Below are 18262 nucleotides of genomic sequence, written 5' to 3'. Positions count from 1 at the left end.
GGCAGAAATACTCATTCTGCGACCGTTGCGTTAACCGTTCCGGCGGTCCAACCGGGCGCCCACGCATGGCATACGCCTAACAGCCGGGCAGCAGCCGGGAATCACCCCCCGTTTTCCGACCCGTCACCCGCGTTAACCTTTCTCTTCCCGAGCCGAATTGACGCCGCCCGCGGAACGGCTAAAGTCGCGCGGCGATCAGGAGAGACCCCATGCAGAAATCCGCCCCCCTCATGACCCCCGTCCTTATGGCGGGATGCGTCATCATATTGATTTCATTCGCCATTCGGGCCAGTTTCGGCGTCTTCCAGATTCCCATCGCAGATGAATTCGGCTGGGCGCGGGCCGAGTTTTCCATGGCCATCGCCCTTCAGAACCTGTTCTGGGGCATCGGCCAGCCCATCTTCGGCGCCATCGCCGAGAAGATCGGCGACCGCAAGGCCATCATCCTCGGCGCCCTCACCTACGCGCTGGGCCTCGTGCTGAGCGCCTTCGCCGTTTCGCCCACGGCCCACCAACTCTATGAAATCCTTGTCGGATTCGGCATCGCGGGAACCGGTTTCGGGGTCATCCTTGCGGTCGTGGGGCGGGCCAGTTCCGATGCGAACCGCTCGATGTCGCTCGCCATCGCCACCGCCGCGGGATCGGCCGGTCAAGTGGTTGGCGCCCCCACCGCCGAGTGGCTTCTGACCTGGTTTCCCTGGCAAAGCGTCTTCCTGATCTTCGCTGCTACGATCCTCGCCGTTCTCATGGTCCTGCCCATGATGCGCGCGCCCGAACCCGCGAACCGCGCCGAGTTGCAGGAAAGCATGGGCCAGATCCTTGGCAAGGCCTTCCGCGACCCATCATATACCCTTATTTTCCTGGGCTTTTTCTCTTGCGGCTATCAACTTGCCTTCGTCACCGCGCATTTCCCGGCCTTCGTGACCGAGATGTGCGGCCCGATCGCCTCGGGCGGCATCCTGCACAACATGGGCATCACCACGACCTCGCGCCTCGGGGCCGTGGCCATCGCCCTCATCGGGCTGGCCAACATCGCGGGCACGCTGGTCGCGGGCTGGCTGGGCAATCGGTATTCGAAAAAATACCTGCTGGCAGGCATTTACACCGGCCGCACCCTGATTGCCGCCGCCTTCATCCTGACGCCGATGACCCCTGCCACGGTGCTGCTGTTCTCGGTCTCGATGGGCGCGCTTTGGCTGGCCACGGTGCCGCTCACCTCGGGGCTCATCGCCCATCTTTACGGGTTGCGCTACATGGGCACGCTTTACGGCATCGTCTTCTTCTCGCACCAGTTGGGAAGCTTCCTCGGTGTTTGGCTGGGCGGGCGCATGTATGACCTTTATGGCAGCTATACCGCCGTCTGGTGGGTTGGCGTGGGTGTCGGCGCGTTCTCGGCCATCGTCCATCTTCCGGTCAAGGAACGCCGCCTCGTCCCGGCGTGAACGCGGGTTTACGGGTTTGCTAACCCCGGCTCGTGACCCTCGTCACGTCGGATGAGGCAATCCCGGGAATCCGGAACGCCAAACATCACCCCGCCCGCCATGCGTCGAGAATATAGCGGCTCGTCATCAGGTCGAGATGCGCCCCGCCGCCATTCTTGAACAACGTGATCTCGTCATCCGAGGCACGGGTGAATTTTTCCATCTCGTAATAATCGGCCACCAGGTCCTCGCGCCGGATCGCCCCGCTTTCGAGCGGGATACGGATCTCGCCGATATGCCCGACCGTGGTGTCGAAACTGTCCACGAAGACCCGCGCGCGCTGCAACGTGGCATCGTCCACTTCGCGCATGTCGGGGCGATAGGCGCCGATCAGGTCGATATGCTGACCGGGCCGGAACCATTCACCACGAAGCACGGGTTCGGTCGACATCGTGGCCGAGGTGACGATATCGGCCTCCGCGACCGCCGCCTCCAGATCGTCGGCCACCCGCATCCCGGGATACTCGGCCGCCATCTTCTCGGCATTCTCCCGGGTCCGGTTCCAGACCGTGAATTCCGCCTCGGAAAAGCCCGCGCCATAGGCCTCGCGCAGCGACCGGCCCACCGTGCCCGCCCCCACGATCAATACCTTGCGGCTGTCCTTGCGCGCCAGTTTCATCGCCGCCAGAAGGCTGTCGCCCGCGGTCTTCCACTTGGTCACCAGGTGGAAATCGACGATTGCCTCGAACCGCCCGTCGGCATCGTTGTAAAGGTTCACCGCGCCACCGATCATCGGCTTGCCTTTGGCCGGATTGCCCGGGAAAATCGTGGCGCTTTTCACCGCGATACCCATCCCGTCGATCCATGCCGCCCGGTTCAAGAGCGTGTCGGGATCGCGATAGAGAAACGTATCCCCGATCTCGGCCTTGGGGCGCTTGTGCCCGTCCTCGAAGGCCCGGGTCAGCCCCACCCAGTCGAGCAGTTTCTCGCCCTCGGCAAAGGGGATCATCGTCACATCCATTGGCTCGCTCCCATTCTTGGTCCGACCAGACTAGCAACCGGTGCCGTGGCGTCAAACCCTTGGTCAACGCCGATATTTCGGCCCCCTGGTTGCCATGTCGTCCTCGGTTTCGGCCTCGCGCCACAAGAGGAACAACCCCGAGCCGACGATCATCGCGATACCGAGCCATGCGCTCGCTGCGGGCCATTCGCCAAAGATCGTCAGCCCCCAGATCACCGCCATCGGCATCGCCACGTATTCGAACGGCGCGACAAAGGCCGCCTCGCTCATCCGGTAGGCCTGCGAGATGAAATAACCGCCCGCCACGCTGGTCACGCCAATCACCGCCAGCACCGCGTAATCCCCGACCGCCGGCACCCCCCATGCACGGGTGAGAAACTCCAGCGAGGGGTCGGCACTCCCGGCAAACCGCCCGTCACCGATGGCCAGGCCGAAGGCCGCGCTGGTCACGATAAAGGTGAACTGGATATAGAACGCCATTGTCGCCGCGCTCTCGGTCGCGCCGATCTTGCGGGTCAACGTGTGCAACGTCGCATAGAGAATCGCCGCGAGGATCGGCAGGAGAGAGGCCAGTTGAAACGCCGAGGTGCCGGGCTTGACGATCACCATCACCCCCGCGAAGCCAAGGACAACCGCCGTCCAGCGGCGCGGCCCCACATGCTCGCCCAGAAAGACCACCGAAAACACCGTGATGACCAGCGGCGAGATGAAAAAGATCGCCACCGCATCGGCAATCGGCAATGCGGCCAGCCCAAGGAAAAACGACATGTTGGCCAGAACCACGCAAAGCCCGCGGATCAGGTGAATACCCGGGCGCTTGGTTTTCATCACCCTCCATCCCCCGCTCAGCGGCATGATCACGAGCAGGAACACCACCGTCCCGATCAGCGACCGGATCAACACCACCTGGTGCAGCGCATAGTCGCCCGACAGGAACTTGATTCCCACGTCGTTGACCGAAAAGCACATCACCGCGAAGGCCGCGCAAAGCGCACCCATCAGGTTGCCCCGGTTCATCGCAGCGGTCGCCATGGAGTGTCCTCTCGCGGTCAGCCCCGCGAGAGCGCCCGCAGGGTCGTTTCCAACGCGTCGAGAAAACGCGACCTGTCGGCCTTTGTAAACCCTTTGCCGCCACCCTGTCGAAACGGATCGGCGGCACGCAGATCGCTCATCAGGTCACGCATCGCCAGCGCCTCGCGGACGTTGGATTGGGTGAGCCGTTCACCGTTATGCTTGAGAACCACGGCCCCCCCCTCGACGCATTTCGCGGCGAGGGGAATGTCGCCGGTGATCACCACATCCCCCGGTCCGGCGCGCTCGGCGATCCACATGTCCGCCACGTCTGCGCCCTCGGGCACGATCACCGTGTCGACCAGCGGGTTTTGCGACGGGCGCAAGCCCCCGTTCGACACGATGAACATGCGCAGCCCGTGCCGGGTGCCAACCTTTTCGACCTCGGCCTTCACCGGGCAGGCATCGGCGTCGACATAGATCACTTGCCCTTGCCCGCCTTGTCTCTCGTCACCTTGTATTCCTCGGGAATCGGCATCCGGTTGAACGCATCCAGCCCGGCGATCTTGTAGGCTTCGGCGAGGGTCGGATAGTTGAACGTGTTCTGAACGAAATAATCCACCGTGCCCTTGAGGTTGAGAACCGCCTGCGCGATATGGATCAGCTCGGTCGCGCCTTCGCCCACGATCTGAACCCCCAGAACCCGCCGGGTTTTCAACGAAAACAGCATCTTGAGCATACCATGCTCAAGCCCCATGATATGGCCGCGGCTGGTCTCGCGGAACCGCGCGATGCCGACCTCGTAGGGAATGCCACGCTCCTGCATCTCTTCTTCCGACATGCCGCAGGTCGAGATTTCCGGCACCGAGTAGATGCCATAGGGAAACCACGGGCTTTCGGGCAGCGTCGGCGTGTTGAGCGCATCGCACGCCGCCACGCGCCCCTGCTGGAGTGAGGTCGAGGCGAGGCTGGGATGCCCGATCACATCCCCCGCGGCATAGATATGCGGCACCGCGGTCTGATAGGTCTTGCGATCCACCTCGATCCGCCCGCGATGGTCGGTTTCAAGCCCCACCGCATCGAGGTTGAGCCGGGCCGTCGCCCCCATCCGCCCCGCCGCAAAAAGCAGCATCTCGGCGCGCACGTGGCGGCCGTTTTCAAGCGTGATCTCGACATGCTCGCCCGCATCCTCGATCTTTCCGATCGCTGATCCAAGGCGCAGGTCGACGCCGTTCTCGCGGATCTGGTGGGTGAAATCCTCGATCAGCCGCTTGTCGATGAAATCGAGGAACGTCTCGCGCGGCTCGATCAGGGTCACGCGCACATCGAGCGCCGCGAACATCGTGGCATATTCCACCCCGATCACCCCGGCCCCCACGACCACAAGGCTGCGCGGAATCCTTGCCAGTTCCAGGAACTCGTCGCTGTCGACCACGTTGCGCCCGTTGAACGGCACGTTATCGGGTCGAAACGTCTTGGTGCCGGTCGCGATCAGGAACTTGTCCGCCGTCAACCGCCGCACTTCGCCCGCCTCGGTCGCGACCTCCACCTCATGCGCCCCGGTGAAGCGCGCGAACCCGTTGAGCACATCGACATGGTTGCGGTTGAACTGATGCTCCAGCACGTCGACCTCGTGATCGAGCGTCATGTGCAGCCGCGCCTTGAGGTCGCCCGCCCCGATATCCTCCTTCACGCGATAGGAGCGCCCGTAAAAGCTGCGCTCGCGCCAGCCCGAAAGGTTCAGAACCGTCTCGCGCAGGGTCTTGGACGGGATCGTGCCGGTATGCACCGACACCCCGCCCAGCCGGTCCTTGCGGTCGATGACCAGAACCCGGCGTTTGAGCTTGCCCGCCTGGATGGCCGCCGCCCGGCCCGCCGGCCCCGAGCCGATGATGATCAGGTCATAATCGTGCATGCTACCTCGCATAAAGCGCCTCGGCGTGGAACGCCACGTGATCCTCCATGAAGGAGGAGACGAAGAAATAGCTGTGGTCATACCCCGGTTGCAGCCGCATCACCGCCTGCTGGCGCCGTTCGGCCACCGCCTGCGCCAGCGCTTCGGGCTGCAAAAGGTCGATGAACTGGTCATCCGTGCCGGTGTCGATCAGCATCGGCCCGTCGAACCCGTGTTCGCGCATCATCAGCGTCGCGTCGTGACGCCGCCACTTGCCCTCGTCCTCGCCGAGATAAGCGCGCAACTGCTTGCGGCCCCAGTCGCTGGCCGTGGGATGCGCGATCGGCGCAAAGCCCGAGACCGACCGGAACCGCCCCGGCAGCCCCATGGCCAGCGTCAGCGCACCATGCCCGCCCATCGAATGGCCGGTGATCGCCTGCCGCTCCATGTCGAGCGCGAAAGCCTCGCCCAGCAATGTTGGCAATTCCTCGGCCACGTAATCCCACATCCTGTAATGCGGCGCCCACGGGCTTTCGGTCGCGTTCACGTAAAACCCCGCCCCCATGCCGAGATCATAACTCTCGTCATCGGCCACGCCCTCGCCCCGGGGGCTGGTGTCGGGAAAGACCAGCGCGATGCCCTGTTCCGCCGCCCATCCCTGCGCCCCGGCCTTCACCATCGCGTTCTCATGCGTGCAGGTCAGGCCCGAGAGATACCACAACACCGGCACCGGCCCGTCCTGTGCCTCCTCCGGCAGGAAAAGGCCAAAGGTCATCGGACAGCCACAGGCCTCGGACCCGTGGGTGTAAACACCCTGCACCCCGCCAAAGCACCTGTTTTCCGATATCGTTTCCATCTCGATCTCCCGTCCTGTTCAAGTTTGCATCCGGCCAAGGGGCCGGGCTCACGTCTCCATGAATGTCGATATATCCGACAGCGGCTTTTTCCTCAGCGCCTTCTCCGGCACGGTTGCGTCATTCGCCGGATGCCCGACCGCCACGATCATCACCGGCTTTTCATGTGCCGGTCGTTCGCAGATTTCGGTCAGGAATTTCATCGGGTTCGGCGTATGGGTCAACGCCGCCAGCCCGGCCCGGTGCAACGCCGTGATCAGGAACCCGCTGGCGATGCCCACGCTTTCAGGGACATAGTAATGCTTGAACCGTGTGCCATCCGACCGCTCGCCCCAGCGCTGGGCGAAAACCACGATAAGCCACGGCGCCAGTTCGAGATGCGGTTTCGACACGCCGGTTCCGATGGGTTCAAGCGCGGCAAGCCACTCATCGCCCGCCCCGCCGGCATAGAACCGCGCCTCTTCCTCCTCGGCCGCGGCGCGGATCTTGGCCTTCACCCCCGGATCGGCAATCGCCACGAAATGCCATGGCTGATGGTTCGCCCCGCTGGGGGCCAACCCGGCGGTCGCGATGCAATCCTCGATCACCGCACGCGCCACGGGCCGGGTCGAGAAATCGCGGATCGTGTGGCGCCGGGCCATCTCGGCCCGGAAAGCATCCGCCCGCGCGGCAATTTCTTCATCGCTGCGGTCCACCCAGTCGGGCAGTGGCAGCGGTGTGTAATCTTCGGCCATCGCGGTCCTCCTCTCAGTATAGTTGCATCACCCATGCAATGATGATCGACACGGTCAAGACGCTGAACGCGGTCGAGAACAGGATCGACGCCGACACCCGGTGCGGCGCGACCCCGTAATGCTGGGCCAGGATGAAAATGTTGCCCGCAACCGGCAAGGACGCACAGGCAATCATCACCGCCGCCGGATAGGGATCGACCGGAAAGAGATACAAGGCCGAAAAGGCGATAAAGAGCGGGTGCAACACCAGCTTGGCAAAGCTGAGCCAGCCCGCCACCACCATCCGCTCGGCCGATTTGGTGGCCAGCGACGCCCCGATCGCGAACAGCGCCCCGGGCGTCGCCGCCGCCCCGAGGATCGACACGAACTCTTCCAGTGGCGTCGGCATCGGCAGCTCCAGCCCCGCCCAGGTCAGCCCCAGGACGATTGACATGATCATCGGATTCTTGAGCAGGCCAAGCCCGACCGTGCGCAAGATGCCAAGCCGCATCCGGCCGTCACGCCCGCCGGTGATCAGGATCACGACAAGCGAGCCGAACACGATCAGGTCCATCGACAGCACCAGCATCACCGGCGCGACCGCCTCTTGCCCCATCAAGAGTGCAAGCATCGGCACACCCAGGAACCCGACATTGCCGATCACCGCGCATTGCGCCTCGATCGACGCCTCTTCAAGGCCGCGCCCCCGCAGGAACCCCACGGCCATCACGATGCCGTAAACGAATCCGCTTCCCCAGAGATAGGCGCCGATGAACCGCCAGTCGATCAGGTCCGTCAGGCTGAGATTGGCCGAGAACCGAAACAACATCGCCGACAGCGCGAAGTAGAACACGAACTTGGTCAGGTAGGCGGTCGCTTCCTCGGTAAAGAACCGCGTTTTCCCGGCACCGAACCCCAGGCCGATCAGCGCGAAAAACGGCAGGGTCTTGAGGAAGATTTCGAACATGAAGGGCATCCCGTGGCGTGTTGCGCGTGATCAGTATCATGGCCATTACCAACAAATCACGGGCTGCCCAAGGTCTCGCCCGATAATCCGGGCGGTGCAGGTACATCGCAAGCACATGGGCATGAAACGAACCGGCGCAACGCGCCATCTGGCGTGGGTCTATACCCGCCCCCGCAGCTTCTTGACCTCGCTTCGCTCCTTCTTGGCCTTGATCCGCCGTTCCTTCGATCCCTTGGTCGGTTTCGTGGGGATACGCCGTTTGGGCGCGACCAGCGCCTTCTCGATCAATTCGGTCAGCCGTTCGCGGGCGATCTCGCGGTTGCGGGCCTGGTGGCGGGTCTCTTCCACCCGGATCACCACCGCGCCGTCGCCGGTCCAGCGGCGTCCCGCCAGCCGCTTCAATCGCCGTTTCACCGCCTCGGTCAGGTGGGGCGAACGCGCCGCTTCGAAGCGCAGTTCGACCGCGGTTTCCACCTTGTTCACATTCTGCCCGCCGGGGCCCGAGGATCGGCTGAAACTCTCGGTCAGTTCCCAGTCTTCGAGCGTGATCTGATCGTTGATGGTTAACGGCATTCTGGCGATTCCGACGGCAGCCGGGGGGTGCGCGGATGTCAGCCGGATGTCACCCCCCCGATTTCGGGGTGTTGCGCCCGAACGTAAACGCCCCGCGCGCAATCGAAAAGGGCCGCTTCCAAACCGGAAACGGCCCTTCGAGATTTAAGGAGGTGCTCAGGTTAGGCGAACACCAATCCGGGGTCATCACGACCCGAGGGCTGCCTCAGGTCATCCTCTCCCGAACTGTTCCAAAGCCTTTCTCCATGATCTCAATAGACACAAGAGCACCTCCTTTCTTTGGTTTCCGTTAACCTCAGATTGCCATAGGTTGTGCATATGTCAAATGAAATCACGACATACGGGGTGAAACTTGTGTGACGATGATGCGAAAAGGGGCAAGCGCGATAAGCGCGAGGGCCAACTTGACCAGCCAGTCGGCAAAGGCCAGCGACACCCAGAGCGGCGCCTCCGCGCCCAGCGTCATGAAGGGCGCCGGCTCCCAGGCCCAGCTGACGGCCGAATCGGCGACCGCGCCAAACGAGACCGCCGCCGAGAAGGCAATGCTGAAGAACAAGGCCGTATCCAGCGCCGACCCCACCAGCGTCGACACCAAAGGCGCCCGCCACCATTGCCCCTGGACGCGATTAAACACCGCGACATCAGTGAGTTGCGCGATCAGGAACGCGGTGCCCGACGCCACCGCGATACGCAGCGGCACGGCGGCATATTCATAGCCGTCCCCCTGCAACATGATCTGCGATCCGATCAGCGAACAGATCACGCCGGTCACGAACCCGGCAAGGACCACCCGTCGTGCGGGCCCCGGCCCATAGATCCGGTTCATGAGGTCGGTGACGAGAAAGGCGAGAGGATAGGTAAAGGCGCCCCAGGTCAGCAATCCGTCGAGAACGAGGAACTGAACGAGGATGTTCGAAGCCACGACAATGGCGGCCATGGCAAGAATGCCGGGAAGGTGCGTGCGATTCATATCAGGTTAAGCCCGTTTTGACATGGTTGCGGCGACATGGTCCCCGTCGCGGGGAACAGGTGGCATTTAAGGGGTTCGGTGGCGAATGGCAAGCTCTGGCGGAACTGTGTATTCCACGAACTCGGTGCGCTGGAAGAAAAAGAAATTGTCGTCGGAAATCATCGTCAGGCGGATATGCCCATCCTCATCGCGCCAAGCGGCAATGCCTTCGAGATTGTCATGACGTCCGGTCGGTGATCGGAAAACCTCGTCGTCGCGCCAGCCCTGGTCGGTTTCGATCACGCGCCGCACGCGCGATCGGAACCCATAGCCGGTAAAGGCGCGCTCCAGAACGTAAAGCGCGCCATCCGGGCCAAAAGACGCGCCAGCGGGCTCAAAGCCCCCAACGGGGTCCAGCGTGGTGATTACGGACCATTCCGACCCGTCAAGGCGGTAGACGGGAAAAGCCCCGCCGCGACGAAAGCGCTCTGGAAGGGCATGAAGCAGCCCTTTTTCGTCTACGGCCAATGCCTCGATCCCGCCATTTCGGGGGAAAAGCCGAAAGTCGGGATGGGTGGGCGAGCGCAAGGCAGGACCAGTGCCCACAAGATGTATGACGCGATGATCTTGTTCATACGATATATAGATGCCATCGGCTCCGATCGCGACGGCCTCGGCATCATTATCAAGCTTTTCGGTGGTCTGGCTCGGCTCGATGGCGGCAAAGTGATCGAGTTTGACTCCAATGATCTGTTCGTCGTCTCGCATCAGGACACCGCGCGCAAGAAAGCCACGATCCGTCACGGCCACGAAATCGCGTCCGTTCGCCGCGATGTCCAAACCGGAAAAGCCACCGAATTCCGACGTACTCTCCTGCCAAGTATAGCGGGCCATATAAGTTTCCGGAAACGGCTCACCGGCCGATCCAGTGAGTGTCAAAATGACCGGAAGGATCGCCCCTATGGCGATTGTAGAACGCCAGCGCATTGCCTGGGCAGATCTGCGAGAACATACTCGCGCCGTTTCCTCGGTTTCGGTGCGTTCGGATCGGGCGGCGGCGGATTAAGGATGTTGTTCACCCATTGCTGCGCTTCGGCGCATCCATCGCCGCGCGGCGGCGGGTTCTGGTCTGCGCAATGACGCATGCCCCGGGGACAGGCGAGCCGGACGTGGAAATGGTAATGATGCCCCCACCAGGGCCGCACCTTGCGCAGCCATGCGCGATTGCCACGCTCATCCTTGCACATCTGCACCTTGGCGCCGGGAAACACGAATATCCGCGCCACGCGGCGGTCGGATGCGGCGGCCTTGATGATCTCGTGATGGGCACGGGTCCAGTTCTGGTTGACAAAGGCCCCCTTCGCCCGCCGCATCGAGATCGAGGAGAGATTCTCGCGCGCCGCCCTCGTGAGGTTGAGCCGTTGGGCAGGCAGCATCCAGACATCGACATCGAGACCAATCTGGTGACTGCGATGCCCCGACAGCATCGGCCCGCCGCGTGGTTGGCTGATATCTCCTACATAGATCCCGTTCCATCCTGGCTGACGGGCTGCGGCGCGGCTCAGATCCTTTATGAAATCAATGGCTTCCGGGTGGCCCCAATTGCGGTTTCGCGACAGTCGCATCGCCTGCCAGGTGGCTCCGGTTTCGGGCAGTTTCACCCCACCGGCCAGACAGCCCTTGGAATACCCCCCAAAAGCGGCCGGGTTTTGCCGCGACGGTGCGCTCTTGGACCCGAATAGCTGCTTGGCAAGCGGGTCCGCCGCATCAACCGGCATGGCCAGCCCGAGCAACAACCCAATCATCAGTGTGGCGAAACGGACCATGTTTCCTTGTCTCCCTTGGCGCTGACCCAGCGTAGCATGATCAGGCCGGTCAGGAACAGCAGGATGACCGGTGCAATGCCAAGCCGCGCGCTTTGGGTGATCGTCGTGGCAACACCGATAAGCGCGGGGGCCAGGAATGCCGTGGCCCGCCCCGACAAGCCATAGAGCCCGAAACTTTCGGTCGGTGCGATCGGGTCGGTATGGCGCGCCATGAGCGTGCGAGAGGCCGCCTGCAACGTGCCGCCCATGCCGCCGATCAACACGCCGCAGCCAAAGAAGACGATGTCCGGAAGGGTCGAACCCTCGGGCAGGGGGATGCCGAATATCTGATCTCGCGACATGCCGACAATGACCGTGCAGACAATGATGAGTGCCCAGATCGCCATGATGATCACGGGCTTGGGCCCCAGGCGCTTGTCGAGCTTGCCGCCAAGCCAACTGAACGCCGCCGCGGATATCACGCCGACGATCCCGAAAATCCCGATCATGGTCAGTTCCCAGTTAAGCACCAGCTTGGCATAAACGCCGCCGAATCCGTAAAGGCCGTTCAAGGCATCACGATAGAACATCGAGGACCCAAGGTAGGTCAGCAGACTCGTTCGATGTTTCAGGTTTGCAACGGACTTGCGCAAAAGCCTCATGGCGCCGGAAAAACCGGCGTCGATGCGGGGCGTTCTCACGTCCCGGACCCACAGGAAATAGGGGATCATGAACACCAGATACCAAACCGCCGTCAGAGGGCCGACAAACCGGGTGCCCTCCTTGTCGGTGGCATTCATCAGGCCAAAGGCAGGATCAAGGCCGATCAGGGTCTTTCCGCTGCCCTGCTCGACAAAGAACAGCAGCATGATGACCAATGAGACGAGCCCACCGAGGTACCCAAAAGCAAACCCCGACCCGGAAATCTCGCCGACCTGCTGTTCGTCACCCAGTGATGGAAGCTGTGAATTGATGAAGATCAAGGCGTATTCCGCACCGACAAAGCCGAACCCGAATGCCAGCAGCATCCACCACATGTTCGACCCGTCCGGCATCGTCCACCACAAGGCGGCAGAGCCGGCCACATACATGATCGAAAACCCGACGATCCACGGCATGCGCCGACCCTGGGTATCGGCCAAGGCCCCCATGATCGGAGCGCCAAGGCCGATGAGCAGCCCGGTGATCGTCAGGCAAAGAGACCAGACGCTCTGCGCGCGCGCGCCAGCGGCCTGAGGGCTAAGGCCCTCGGCAAGAAAGAACTCGGCGGCGACCCCTGCAAAGAACGGACCGAACACGAATGTGACAAGCAGCGTGTGATAAGGCTGGCTGGCCCAATCGAAAAACCACCACCCCCAGATGCGCCTGCGCGCTGAAATCTCGGCCATGCCTGCCCCCCGTTCGATAGGCGAAGTTAGACCGTGAAACCGGCAACGTGGCAAGGTATTCCTTACCTTGACATCCGGTTAATTTTCGTCTTGGCCTTGTTCTCTCTCAGGGGGTGCCCTAGTTTCACAACCGCAAATCAATACAAGGGTTTCTCAGCATGATGGCGATCTATGGGCCGCTGGCGTTGATTCTGAACGTGGCATTCTTCATTCTGCTTGCCCACATCATCATGAGCTGGCTGATCAATTTTCAGGTTCTCAACCTGCATCAACCTTTCGTTGCCCAGGTGTGGCATGGCCTCAACCGCCTGCTGGAGCCGATCTATGACCCGATCCGGCGCATTCTGCCGGATACACGACCGCTTGACCTTGCGCCGCTGGTCGTGTTCATCATCATCATATCCCTGCGCGATTTCATCCTGCCCGAGCTTCTCTTGCGCTGAGCCTGTGTCGGGTCGGGTCTTGTTCATTCCATCGTGAAATGTGAAGCTTCGGACAAGAGCAGTCAGATCAAAACAGGTTTTTCATGTCAGGCGCTGCCACGCTTCTGAGCGATGTATTCGGATTCGATTCCTTTCGGCCGGGTCAGCAAGAGATCGTCGAGGCGGTTGCGGCTGGTCGCGATGTATTGGCCATCATGCCAACGGGCGGCGGAAAATCGCTTTGTTTCCAATTGCCCGCGCTGATGCGCAACGGGGTCACTGTCGTTATATCGCCCTTGATCGCCCTGATGCGAGATCAGGTGCGCGCCTTGCGTGAGGCCGGGGTCGAGGCAGGAGCTTTGACCAGCGGCAATACCGAAGAGGAAACCGATGCTGTCTGGCAGGCATTGGACAGCAATCAGTTGAAACTGCTTTACATCGCGCCCGAGAGGCTGGCCGCAGGATCTGCGCTTGGCATGTTGCGACGAATCGACGTGCGCATGATCGCCGTTGACGAGGCCCATTGCGTGAGCCAGTGGGGCCATGATTTTCGCCCCGATTATCTTCGGATCGGAGAATTGCGGCAGGCGCTGAACGTGCCGCTGGCGGCGTTCACGGCAACGGCCGACGCCGAAACCCGTGACGAGATCGTGGAGCGGTTGTTCGGCGGCAAAAGCCCCGAGATCTTCCTGCACGGCTTTGACCGTCCCAATATTCACCTTGCTTTTGCTGCGAAGGACGGGCCTCGGCGACAGGTTCTCGAATTCGCCGGTTCACGCAAAGGGCAATCTGGGATCGTGTATTGCGGCACTCGTGCCAAGACCGAAGGTCTGGCACAGGCGTTGCGCGAAGCTGGTCATAATGCCTGCCACTATCATGGCGGGATGGAGGCCGAGAGCCGTCGCATCGTCGAAACACGGTTCGCCCGAGAGGATGGTCTTATCGTCGTGGCAACCGTTGCCTTCGGGATGGGTGTGGACAAACCCGATATTCGCTGGGTCGCTCATGCCGACCTGCCAAAGTCGATCGAGGCCTATTATCAGGAGATTGGCCGCGCCGGCCGCGATGGAGCGCCCGCGGAAACACTCACTCTGTTTGGTCCTGACGATATCCGCCTAAGGCGAACGCAGATCGATGAAGGTCTCGCCCCGCCGGAACGCCGTTCTGCCGATCACGGCCGTCTCAATGCCCTGCTCGGGCTTGCCGAAACGATCGAGTGTCGCCGCAAGACGTTGTTGTCCTATTTCGGCGAGAGTGCCTCCGCCTGCGGGAATTGTGACCTCTGTGACACCCCGGCTGAAACCTTCGATGCGACAACAGCGGTGCGCAAGGCACTTTCCGCAGTGCTGCGAACGGACGAACGCTTTGGTGCTGGCCATCTGGTCGATGTTCTTTTGGGGCATGTCACCGACAAGGTGAGCCAGCGTGGCCATGACGCCCTCCCAACCTTCGGCGTGGGGGCGGAATATTCGCGCGCTCAGTGGCAGGCGATCTTTCGCCAGATGCTGGGCCATGACCTCCTGCGCCCTGACCCCGAGCGCTATGGTGCGCTGCGACTGACCGAAAAGGCCGTGCCAATCTTGCGCGGTGAGGAGAGCATAACGCTCAGGCAGGACAGCCTTCGCAAATCCCCGGATCGGCCTGCTGTCAAGACGTTGGTTTCGGACGAAGACGCCCCGCTGCTTTCTGCGCTCAAGGCGAAACGCAGGGCATTGGCCGAGGCGGCAGGCGTGCCCGCCTATATCATTTTCAATGACCGCACATTGATCGAAATGGCCGAAACGCGCCCATCCACATTGGATGACATGGTCCGGATCGGCGGAGTCGGAGCAAAAAAGCTCGAACGTTACGGCGATGCATTCCTGTCGGTCATCCAGGGCGAAGTCTCCCAGGTGCACCCGGTGCGACGCGGGATTGCCGGACGTGATGCGGGTCGAATCTATGATCGTTTGATGCAGGTGCAAAACGAACTTGCTCGGGGAAATAATGGGATTGAAAAACCGATGACGTGTTCGGCCTCGCTTCTGGCGCGGGTCGCTCAACTGCGCTCTGCCGATGTGCAAGTGATCGAAAGAATCCTGGGGCCCAAACGCACCGAGCGATTTGGAGAGGCATTTCTGGAAATCCTTCGCGAGGCGGACTAGGTCCCAATCTTGAAGCCAATATTTGGGACATCACCATGCTTGTTATCGTATCTCCTGCCAAACGTCTGAACGAAAACCCGGTTGCCAAGTTCGAGCCAACCGAGCCGGTGTTCCAAGACGAGGCGGGGCAACTGGCATCGATTGCGCGTGAACTGAACCCGGATGAATTGCAAAAGCTTATGGGGATAAGCGAAAAGCTGGCCCTGCTTAATCGGGACAGGTTTCGCGATTTCGGGGCGATGGTGCGCGGGCCGGCGGCGTTGATGTTCGATGGAGACACCTATGCCGGCCTGGAGGCTGCGTCGCTGGACCGCGATGAAATGGACTGGGCCGCAGATCACCTTCGCATCTTGTCGGGCCTGTATGGGCTGTTGCGGCCAACTGATGAGATCGAACCCTACCGACTTGAAATGGGAAGCAAGCTCACCAATCCGCGCGGCAAGACGCTTTATGAATTCTGGGGAGACCGGATTTCCCGGGCGTTGAACGAACAGGCCCGCAAGATTGGCTGCAATACACTCGTCAACTGTGCCAGCCAGGAATATTTTGGTGCGGTTGATCGTAACGCGCTCGAATTGAGGGTGGTCGAACCCGTTTTCATGGAAATGCGAGCCGAGGCGCCCAAGATCGTGAGCTTTTTCGCCAAGAAGGCGCGGGGCGCGATGGCGCGCTTCGTCGTACAGAACCGGCTGGTCGATCCTGAAGGTTTGAAAGATTTCGATACCGGTGGGTATCGTTTCAACGCTGATATGTCGCAAGCGGATCGTTGGGTTTTCCTGCGCGATGAGAACGCTCAGGCGATCGTCTGAACATCCTCCGAAGCAATTTCACGCGCACCGTCCGGATGATACCTGCTGATCATCGAAATGATCTCGACCTTGCGCAGCGGTTTGGTCAGGTAGTGATCAAGCCCGGCGGCCAGGATGCTTTCGCGGTCGCCATCCATCGCATGGGCGGTCAGGGCGACGATGGGAACACGGGGCCCGCCTTGGCCTTCGATTGCGCGGATTTTTTCCGTGGCCTCTTTTCCGTCCATCTTGGGCATCGAGATGTCCATGAATACCAGATCAGGGGCATACTCCTGATAGAGGTTCACGGCTTCCATTCCGTTGCCTGCGAACTTCAAATCGATGTCGAGCGCTTTGACCATCTTTCTGAAAACGAGTTGATTGGTCTTGTTGTCCTCGGCGGCAAGAATGCGCATAGGGCGGGATTTTGCGACCTCTTTGAGAGCCTTGGCTGAGCGTGGTTGGGTGGTTCCCGTTCCCAGAGCGGCGAGGTGGTGAAGCAACACGCGCCTTGGCGTGGGTTTGGGCATCACGCTTTGAATCAATGCGAAGGCCGGGTCCTGCTCGGCAGCGCCCGGATCCGAACTTGCGAGGATGATGGGCAGCTCCGAATGCCTTGCGTTCAGCAGGCGGGCAAGTTCGAGCCCGTCCATCTTGGGCATATTGTGATCGGTCACAATCGCATCATAGGTATCGTCGAGCGCCCCGAGTGCCTGTGCCCCATTGGCAAAACAATGGGCCGTCAGCCCGAGCGCCTCGATCTGCTTGCTCAGGATCAGGCGATTTACATCCAGATCGTCAATAACCATGATTTTCTTCAGGTGCCCCGGCAAGCTGGCGGGTTCTTCAGAGCCTGTGTCTGTTGTCTCCAGCGTCAGTTTGAAACCGAAGCAGGACCCGCCGCCCTCTTCAGAATCCACCCAGATTGTGCCGCCCATCATCCGGATCAGTTTTTCGCTGATGGCCAAGCCTAGACCGGTGCCCTCGAACTGGCGATTGCGCTCGTCCTCGACCTGATTGAACTCACCAAAGATATGCTCGACCTTGTCGGCGGCGATGCCGATACCCGTGTCCTCGACGGTGATGTGAAGCTGGGTTTCAGGACTATTTTCCTGCTGCATGCCCACAACGCGTACGAGCACATGCCCTTCGGGTGTGAATTTGACCGCATTGCCAAGAAGATTAGTCAGGACCTGCCGAATACGGCCGGGGTCGCCCACGAATACCGTGGGGAGAAACAAGTCATACTCGATAATAATCTCGATCTCCTTGTCACGGGCCACCGGTTGCAAAAGCAAGACAACTTCGTGAATACAGCGCTCGAGATCGAACGGTTCGGGATGCAGGACCAGTTTCTCGGCTTCTATCTTGGAGTAATCCAAGACGTCGTTAATTATGACCAGAAGGGCCTCGGCCGAATTCTTGATCGTATCGACATAGAGTTCTTGTTCCTTGTCGAGCGTTGTGTCGCGAAGAAGTTCCGCCATGCCGACGACTCCATTCATAGGGGTGCGGATTTCGTGGCTCATATTCGCAAGGAACGAAGATTTTGCCCGATTTGCCGCCTCGGCCCGTTCGCGCGCTTTCTTGAGTTCCTTTTCGTATCGAACGGTTTCCGTAATGTTGAGGGCAAGGCTGACCACGTCACCACCATGACCTCGTTGGTCGATCAATTTTATGTATTGGCCATTCCAGAGCCGGATCACCGTGGGATCGGGCACTGGCGATTGCCAGCGTTTGATCATCATGGCCCGCCAATCGGCCGGGGTTCTGTCTCCGATATCGACGATTCCCTCTTCCGTGATCAGTTGCAGAATACGGACATAGCTCACCCCCGGTTCAGCCTCGTCCAGCCCGTCGAACACGGCGAGATAGGATTTGTTGGCGGCGATCATGCGGCTTTCGACGTCGAAAAAGGCGAATCCGTCCTGAATGGTCTCGATCGAGTGCCAAAGCCGACGCTCGGCAATCTCGGCTTTCTGGTGAGCGACGGTCAGGTCGGATTTGACGCGCTGGTTCTCGTCACGCACGGTTTTGACCTCGGCGCGCGTTTCGACGATCTCATCCGAAAGTTTGCGGGCATGAAGGCCAAGCTTGCGGTTGGCCGCAAACAATTCGGCTTGCTTTTGTTCCAGTAACCGCTCGGCAGCCAGCCTGAGACGCCGTTCCTCGGCGAGTTTGTTTGCCAGGCTCATTTCGAAACTCTCGGATCGCGCTGTCTGAGTCGATGAGAGGTTCTGTCATTGTGGTGAATTTTTGCTTAACCGGCGCATGGGGAATCGTTGCGAAAATTCATGGTGCATGAGACGATC

17 protein-coding genes are annotated in these 18262 nt (G+C 61.0%); 4 read left to right on the top strand and 13 right to left on the bottom strand.

Going from position 1 to position 18262, the window contains the following annotated elements; all coding sequences use genetic code 11:
• Positions 1 to 209 precede the first annotated feature (209 nt).
• Positions 210 to 1442, top strand: a complete 1233-nt coding sequence (locus tag FLO80_RS06260; RefSeq protein ID WP_111362761.1) for an MFS transporter — start codon at positions 210 to 212, stop codon at positions 1440 to 1442.
• An 85-nt stretch (positions 1443 to 1527) separates the two neighbouring features.
• Here FLO80_RS06260 and FLO80_RS06255 read toward each other — a convergent pair whose 3' ends face one another.
• The 12 genes from FLO80_RS06255 to FLO80_RS06200 form a co-directional block, all read right to left on the bottom strand.
• Positions 1528 to 2442 (bottom strand): ornithine cyclodeaminase family protein, encoded by a 915-nt coding sequence (locus tag FLO80_RS06255; RefSeq protein WP_111362758.1) that lies wholly within the window; start codon positions 2440 to 2442, stop codon positions 1528 to 1530.
• Positions 2443 to 2505: 63 nt separating this feature from the next.
• Complete coding sequence (locus tag FLO80_RS06250) at positions 2506 to 3474, bottom strand: DMT family transporter (RefSeq protein ID WP_111362756.1); 969 nt, start codon at positions 3472 to 3474, stop codon at positions 2506 to 2508.
• A 17-nt stretch (positions 3475 to 3491) separates the two neighbouring features.
• Positions 3492 to 3938, bottom strand: coding sequence for a YaiI/YqxD family protein (locus FLO80_RS06245; RefSeq protein ID WP_111362753.1), 447 nt, complete (start codon positions 3936 to 3938; stop codon positions 3492 to 3494).
• Complete coding sequence (gene sthA / locus FLO80_RS06240) at positions 3935 to 5368, bottom strand: Si-specific NAD(P)(+) transhydrogenase (protein WP_111362750.1); 1434 nt, start codon at positions 5366 to 5368, stop codon at positions 3935 to 3937. The genes FLO80_RS06245 and sthA overlap by 4 nt, the downstream gene beginning before the upstream one ends.
• A gap of 1 nt (position 5369) precedes the next feature.
• Positions 5370 to 6203, bottom strand: a complete 834-nt coding sequence (gene fghA, locus FLO80_RS06235) for an S-formylglutathione hydrolase (protein WP_111362748.1) — start codon at positions 6201 to 6203, stop codon at positions 5370 to 5372.
• Positions 6204 to 6251: 48 nt separating this feature from the next.
• A complete protein-coding gene (locus FLO80_RS06230; protein WP_111362745.1) occupies positions 6252 to 6935 on the bottom strand; it encodes a nitroreductase family protein in 684 nt (227 codons plus the stop codon).
• A gap of 13 nt (positions 6936 to 6948) precedes the next feature.
• Positions 6949 to 7881: an AEC family transporter gene (locus tag FLO80_RS06225; RefSeq protein WP_111363223.1), complete on the bottom strand. Its 933-nt coding sequence runs from the start codon at positions 7879 to 7881 to the stop codon at positions 6949 to 6951.
• 159 nt (positions 7882 to 8040) lie between these two features.
• Positions 8041 to 8454, bottom strand: coding sequence for an alternative ribosome rescue aminoacyl-tRNA hydrolase ArfB (gene arfB, locus FLO80_RS06220; protein ID WP_111362742.1), 414 nt, complete (start codon positions 8452 to 8454; stop codon positions 8041 to 8043).
• A 331-nt stretch (positions 8455 to 8785) separates the two neighbouring features.
• Positions 8786 to 9424: a queuosine precursor transporter gene (locus FLO80_RS06215; RefSeq protein ID WP_111362740.1), complete on the bottom strand. Its 639-nt coding sequence runs from the start codon at positions 9422 to 9424 to the stop codon at positions 8786 to 8788.
• Between the two features lie 66 nt (positions 9425 to 9490).
• On the bottom strand, positions 9491 to 10297 hold the full coding sequence (locus FLO80_RS06210) for an esterase-like activity of phytase family protein (protein WP_188078223.1): 807 nt from the start codon (positions 10295 to 10297) through the stop codon (positions 9491 to 9493).
• 65 nt (positions 10298 to 10362) lie between these two features.
• Positions 10363 to 11208, bottom strand: a complete 846-nt coding sequence (mepA, locus tag FLO80_RS06205) for a penicillin-insensitive murein endopeptidase (RefSeq protein ID WP_246156598.1) — start codon at positions 11206 to 11208, stop codon at positions 10363 to 10365.
• Positions 11208 to 12596, bottom strand: a complete 1389-nt coding sequence (locus tag FLO80_RS06200; protein WP_111362732.1) for an MFS transporter — start codon at positions 12594 to 12596, stop codon at positions 11208 to 11210. The genes mepA and FLO80_RS06200 overlap by 1 nt, the downstream gene beginning before the upstream one ends.
• A gap of 158 nt (positions 12597 to 12754) precedes the next feature.
• Here FLO80_RS06200 and FLO80_RS06195 point away from each other — a divergent pair, with 158 nt between their 5' ends.
• The 3 genes from FLO80_RS06195 to yaaA all read left to right on the top strand — a co-directional run bounded on the left by FLO80_RS06195 (position 12755) and on the right by yaaA (position 15971).
• Positions 12755 to 13039, top strand: a complete 285-nt coding sequence (locus FLO80_RS06195) for a YggT family protein (RefSeq protein ID WP_111362730.1) — start codon at positions 12755 to 12757, stop codon at positions 13037 to 13039.
• A gap of 83 nt (positions 13040 to 13122) precedes the next feature.
• Complete coding sequence (recQ, locus tag FLO80_RS06190) at positions 13123 to 15162, top strand: DNA helicase RecQ (protein ID WP_111362727.1); 2040 nt, start codon at positions 13123 to 13125, stop codon at positions 15160 to 15162.
• Positions 15163 to 15197: 35 nt separating this feature from the next.
• The gene (yaaA, locus tag FLO80_RS06185; protein ID WP_111362724.1) at positions 15198 to 15971 is read left to right on the top strand and encodes a peroxide stress protein YaaA; all 774 of its coding nucleotides are present in this window, start codon (positions 15198 to 15200) and stop codon (positions 15969 to 15971) included.
• On the opposite strand, the gene FLO80_RS06180 is transcribed toward yaaA, so the two are convergent.
• Entirely contained in the window at positions 15956 to 18145 is a 2190-nt protein-coding gene (locus tag FLO80_RS06180) for a response regulator (protein WP_111362721.1), read from the bottom strand. The two genes, yaaA and FLO80_RS06180, sit on opposite strands and share 16 nt — an antisense overlap.
• Between the last annotated feature and the right edge of the window lie 117 nt (positions 18146 to 18262).

Source organism: Aquicoccus porphyridii, assembly GCF_008369105.1.
Lineage (GTDB): Bacteria > Pseudomonadota > Alphaproteobacteria > Rhodobacterales > Rhodobacteraceae > Aquicoccus > Aquicoccus porphyridii.
The sequence above is the reverse complement of the archived record's forward strand: the minus strand, read 5'-3'. Positions and strand labels throughout refer to the sequence as shown.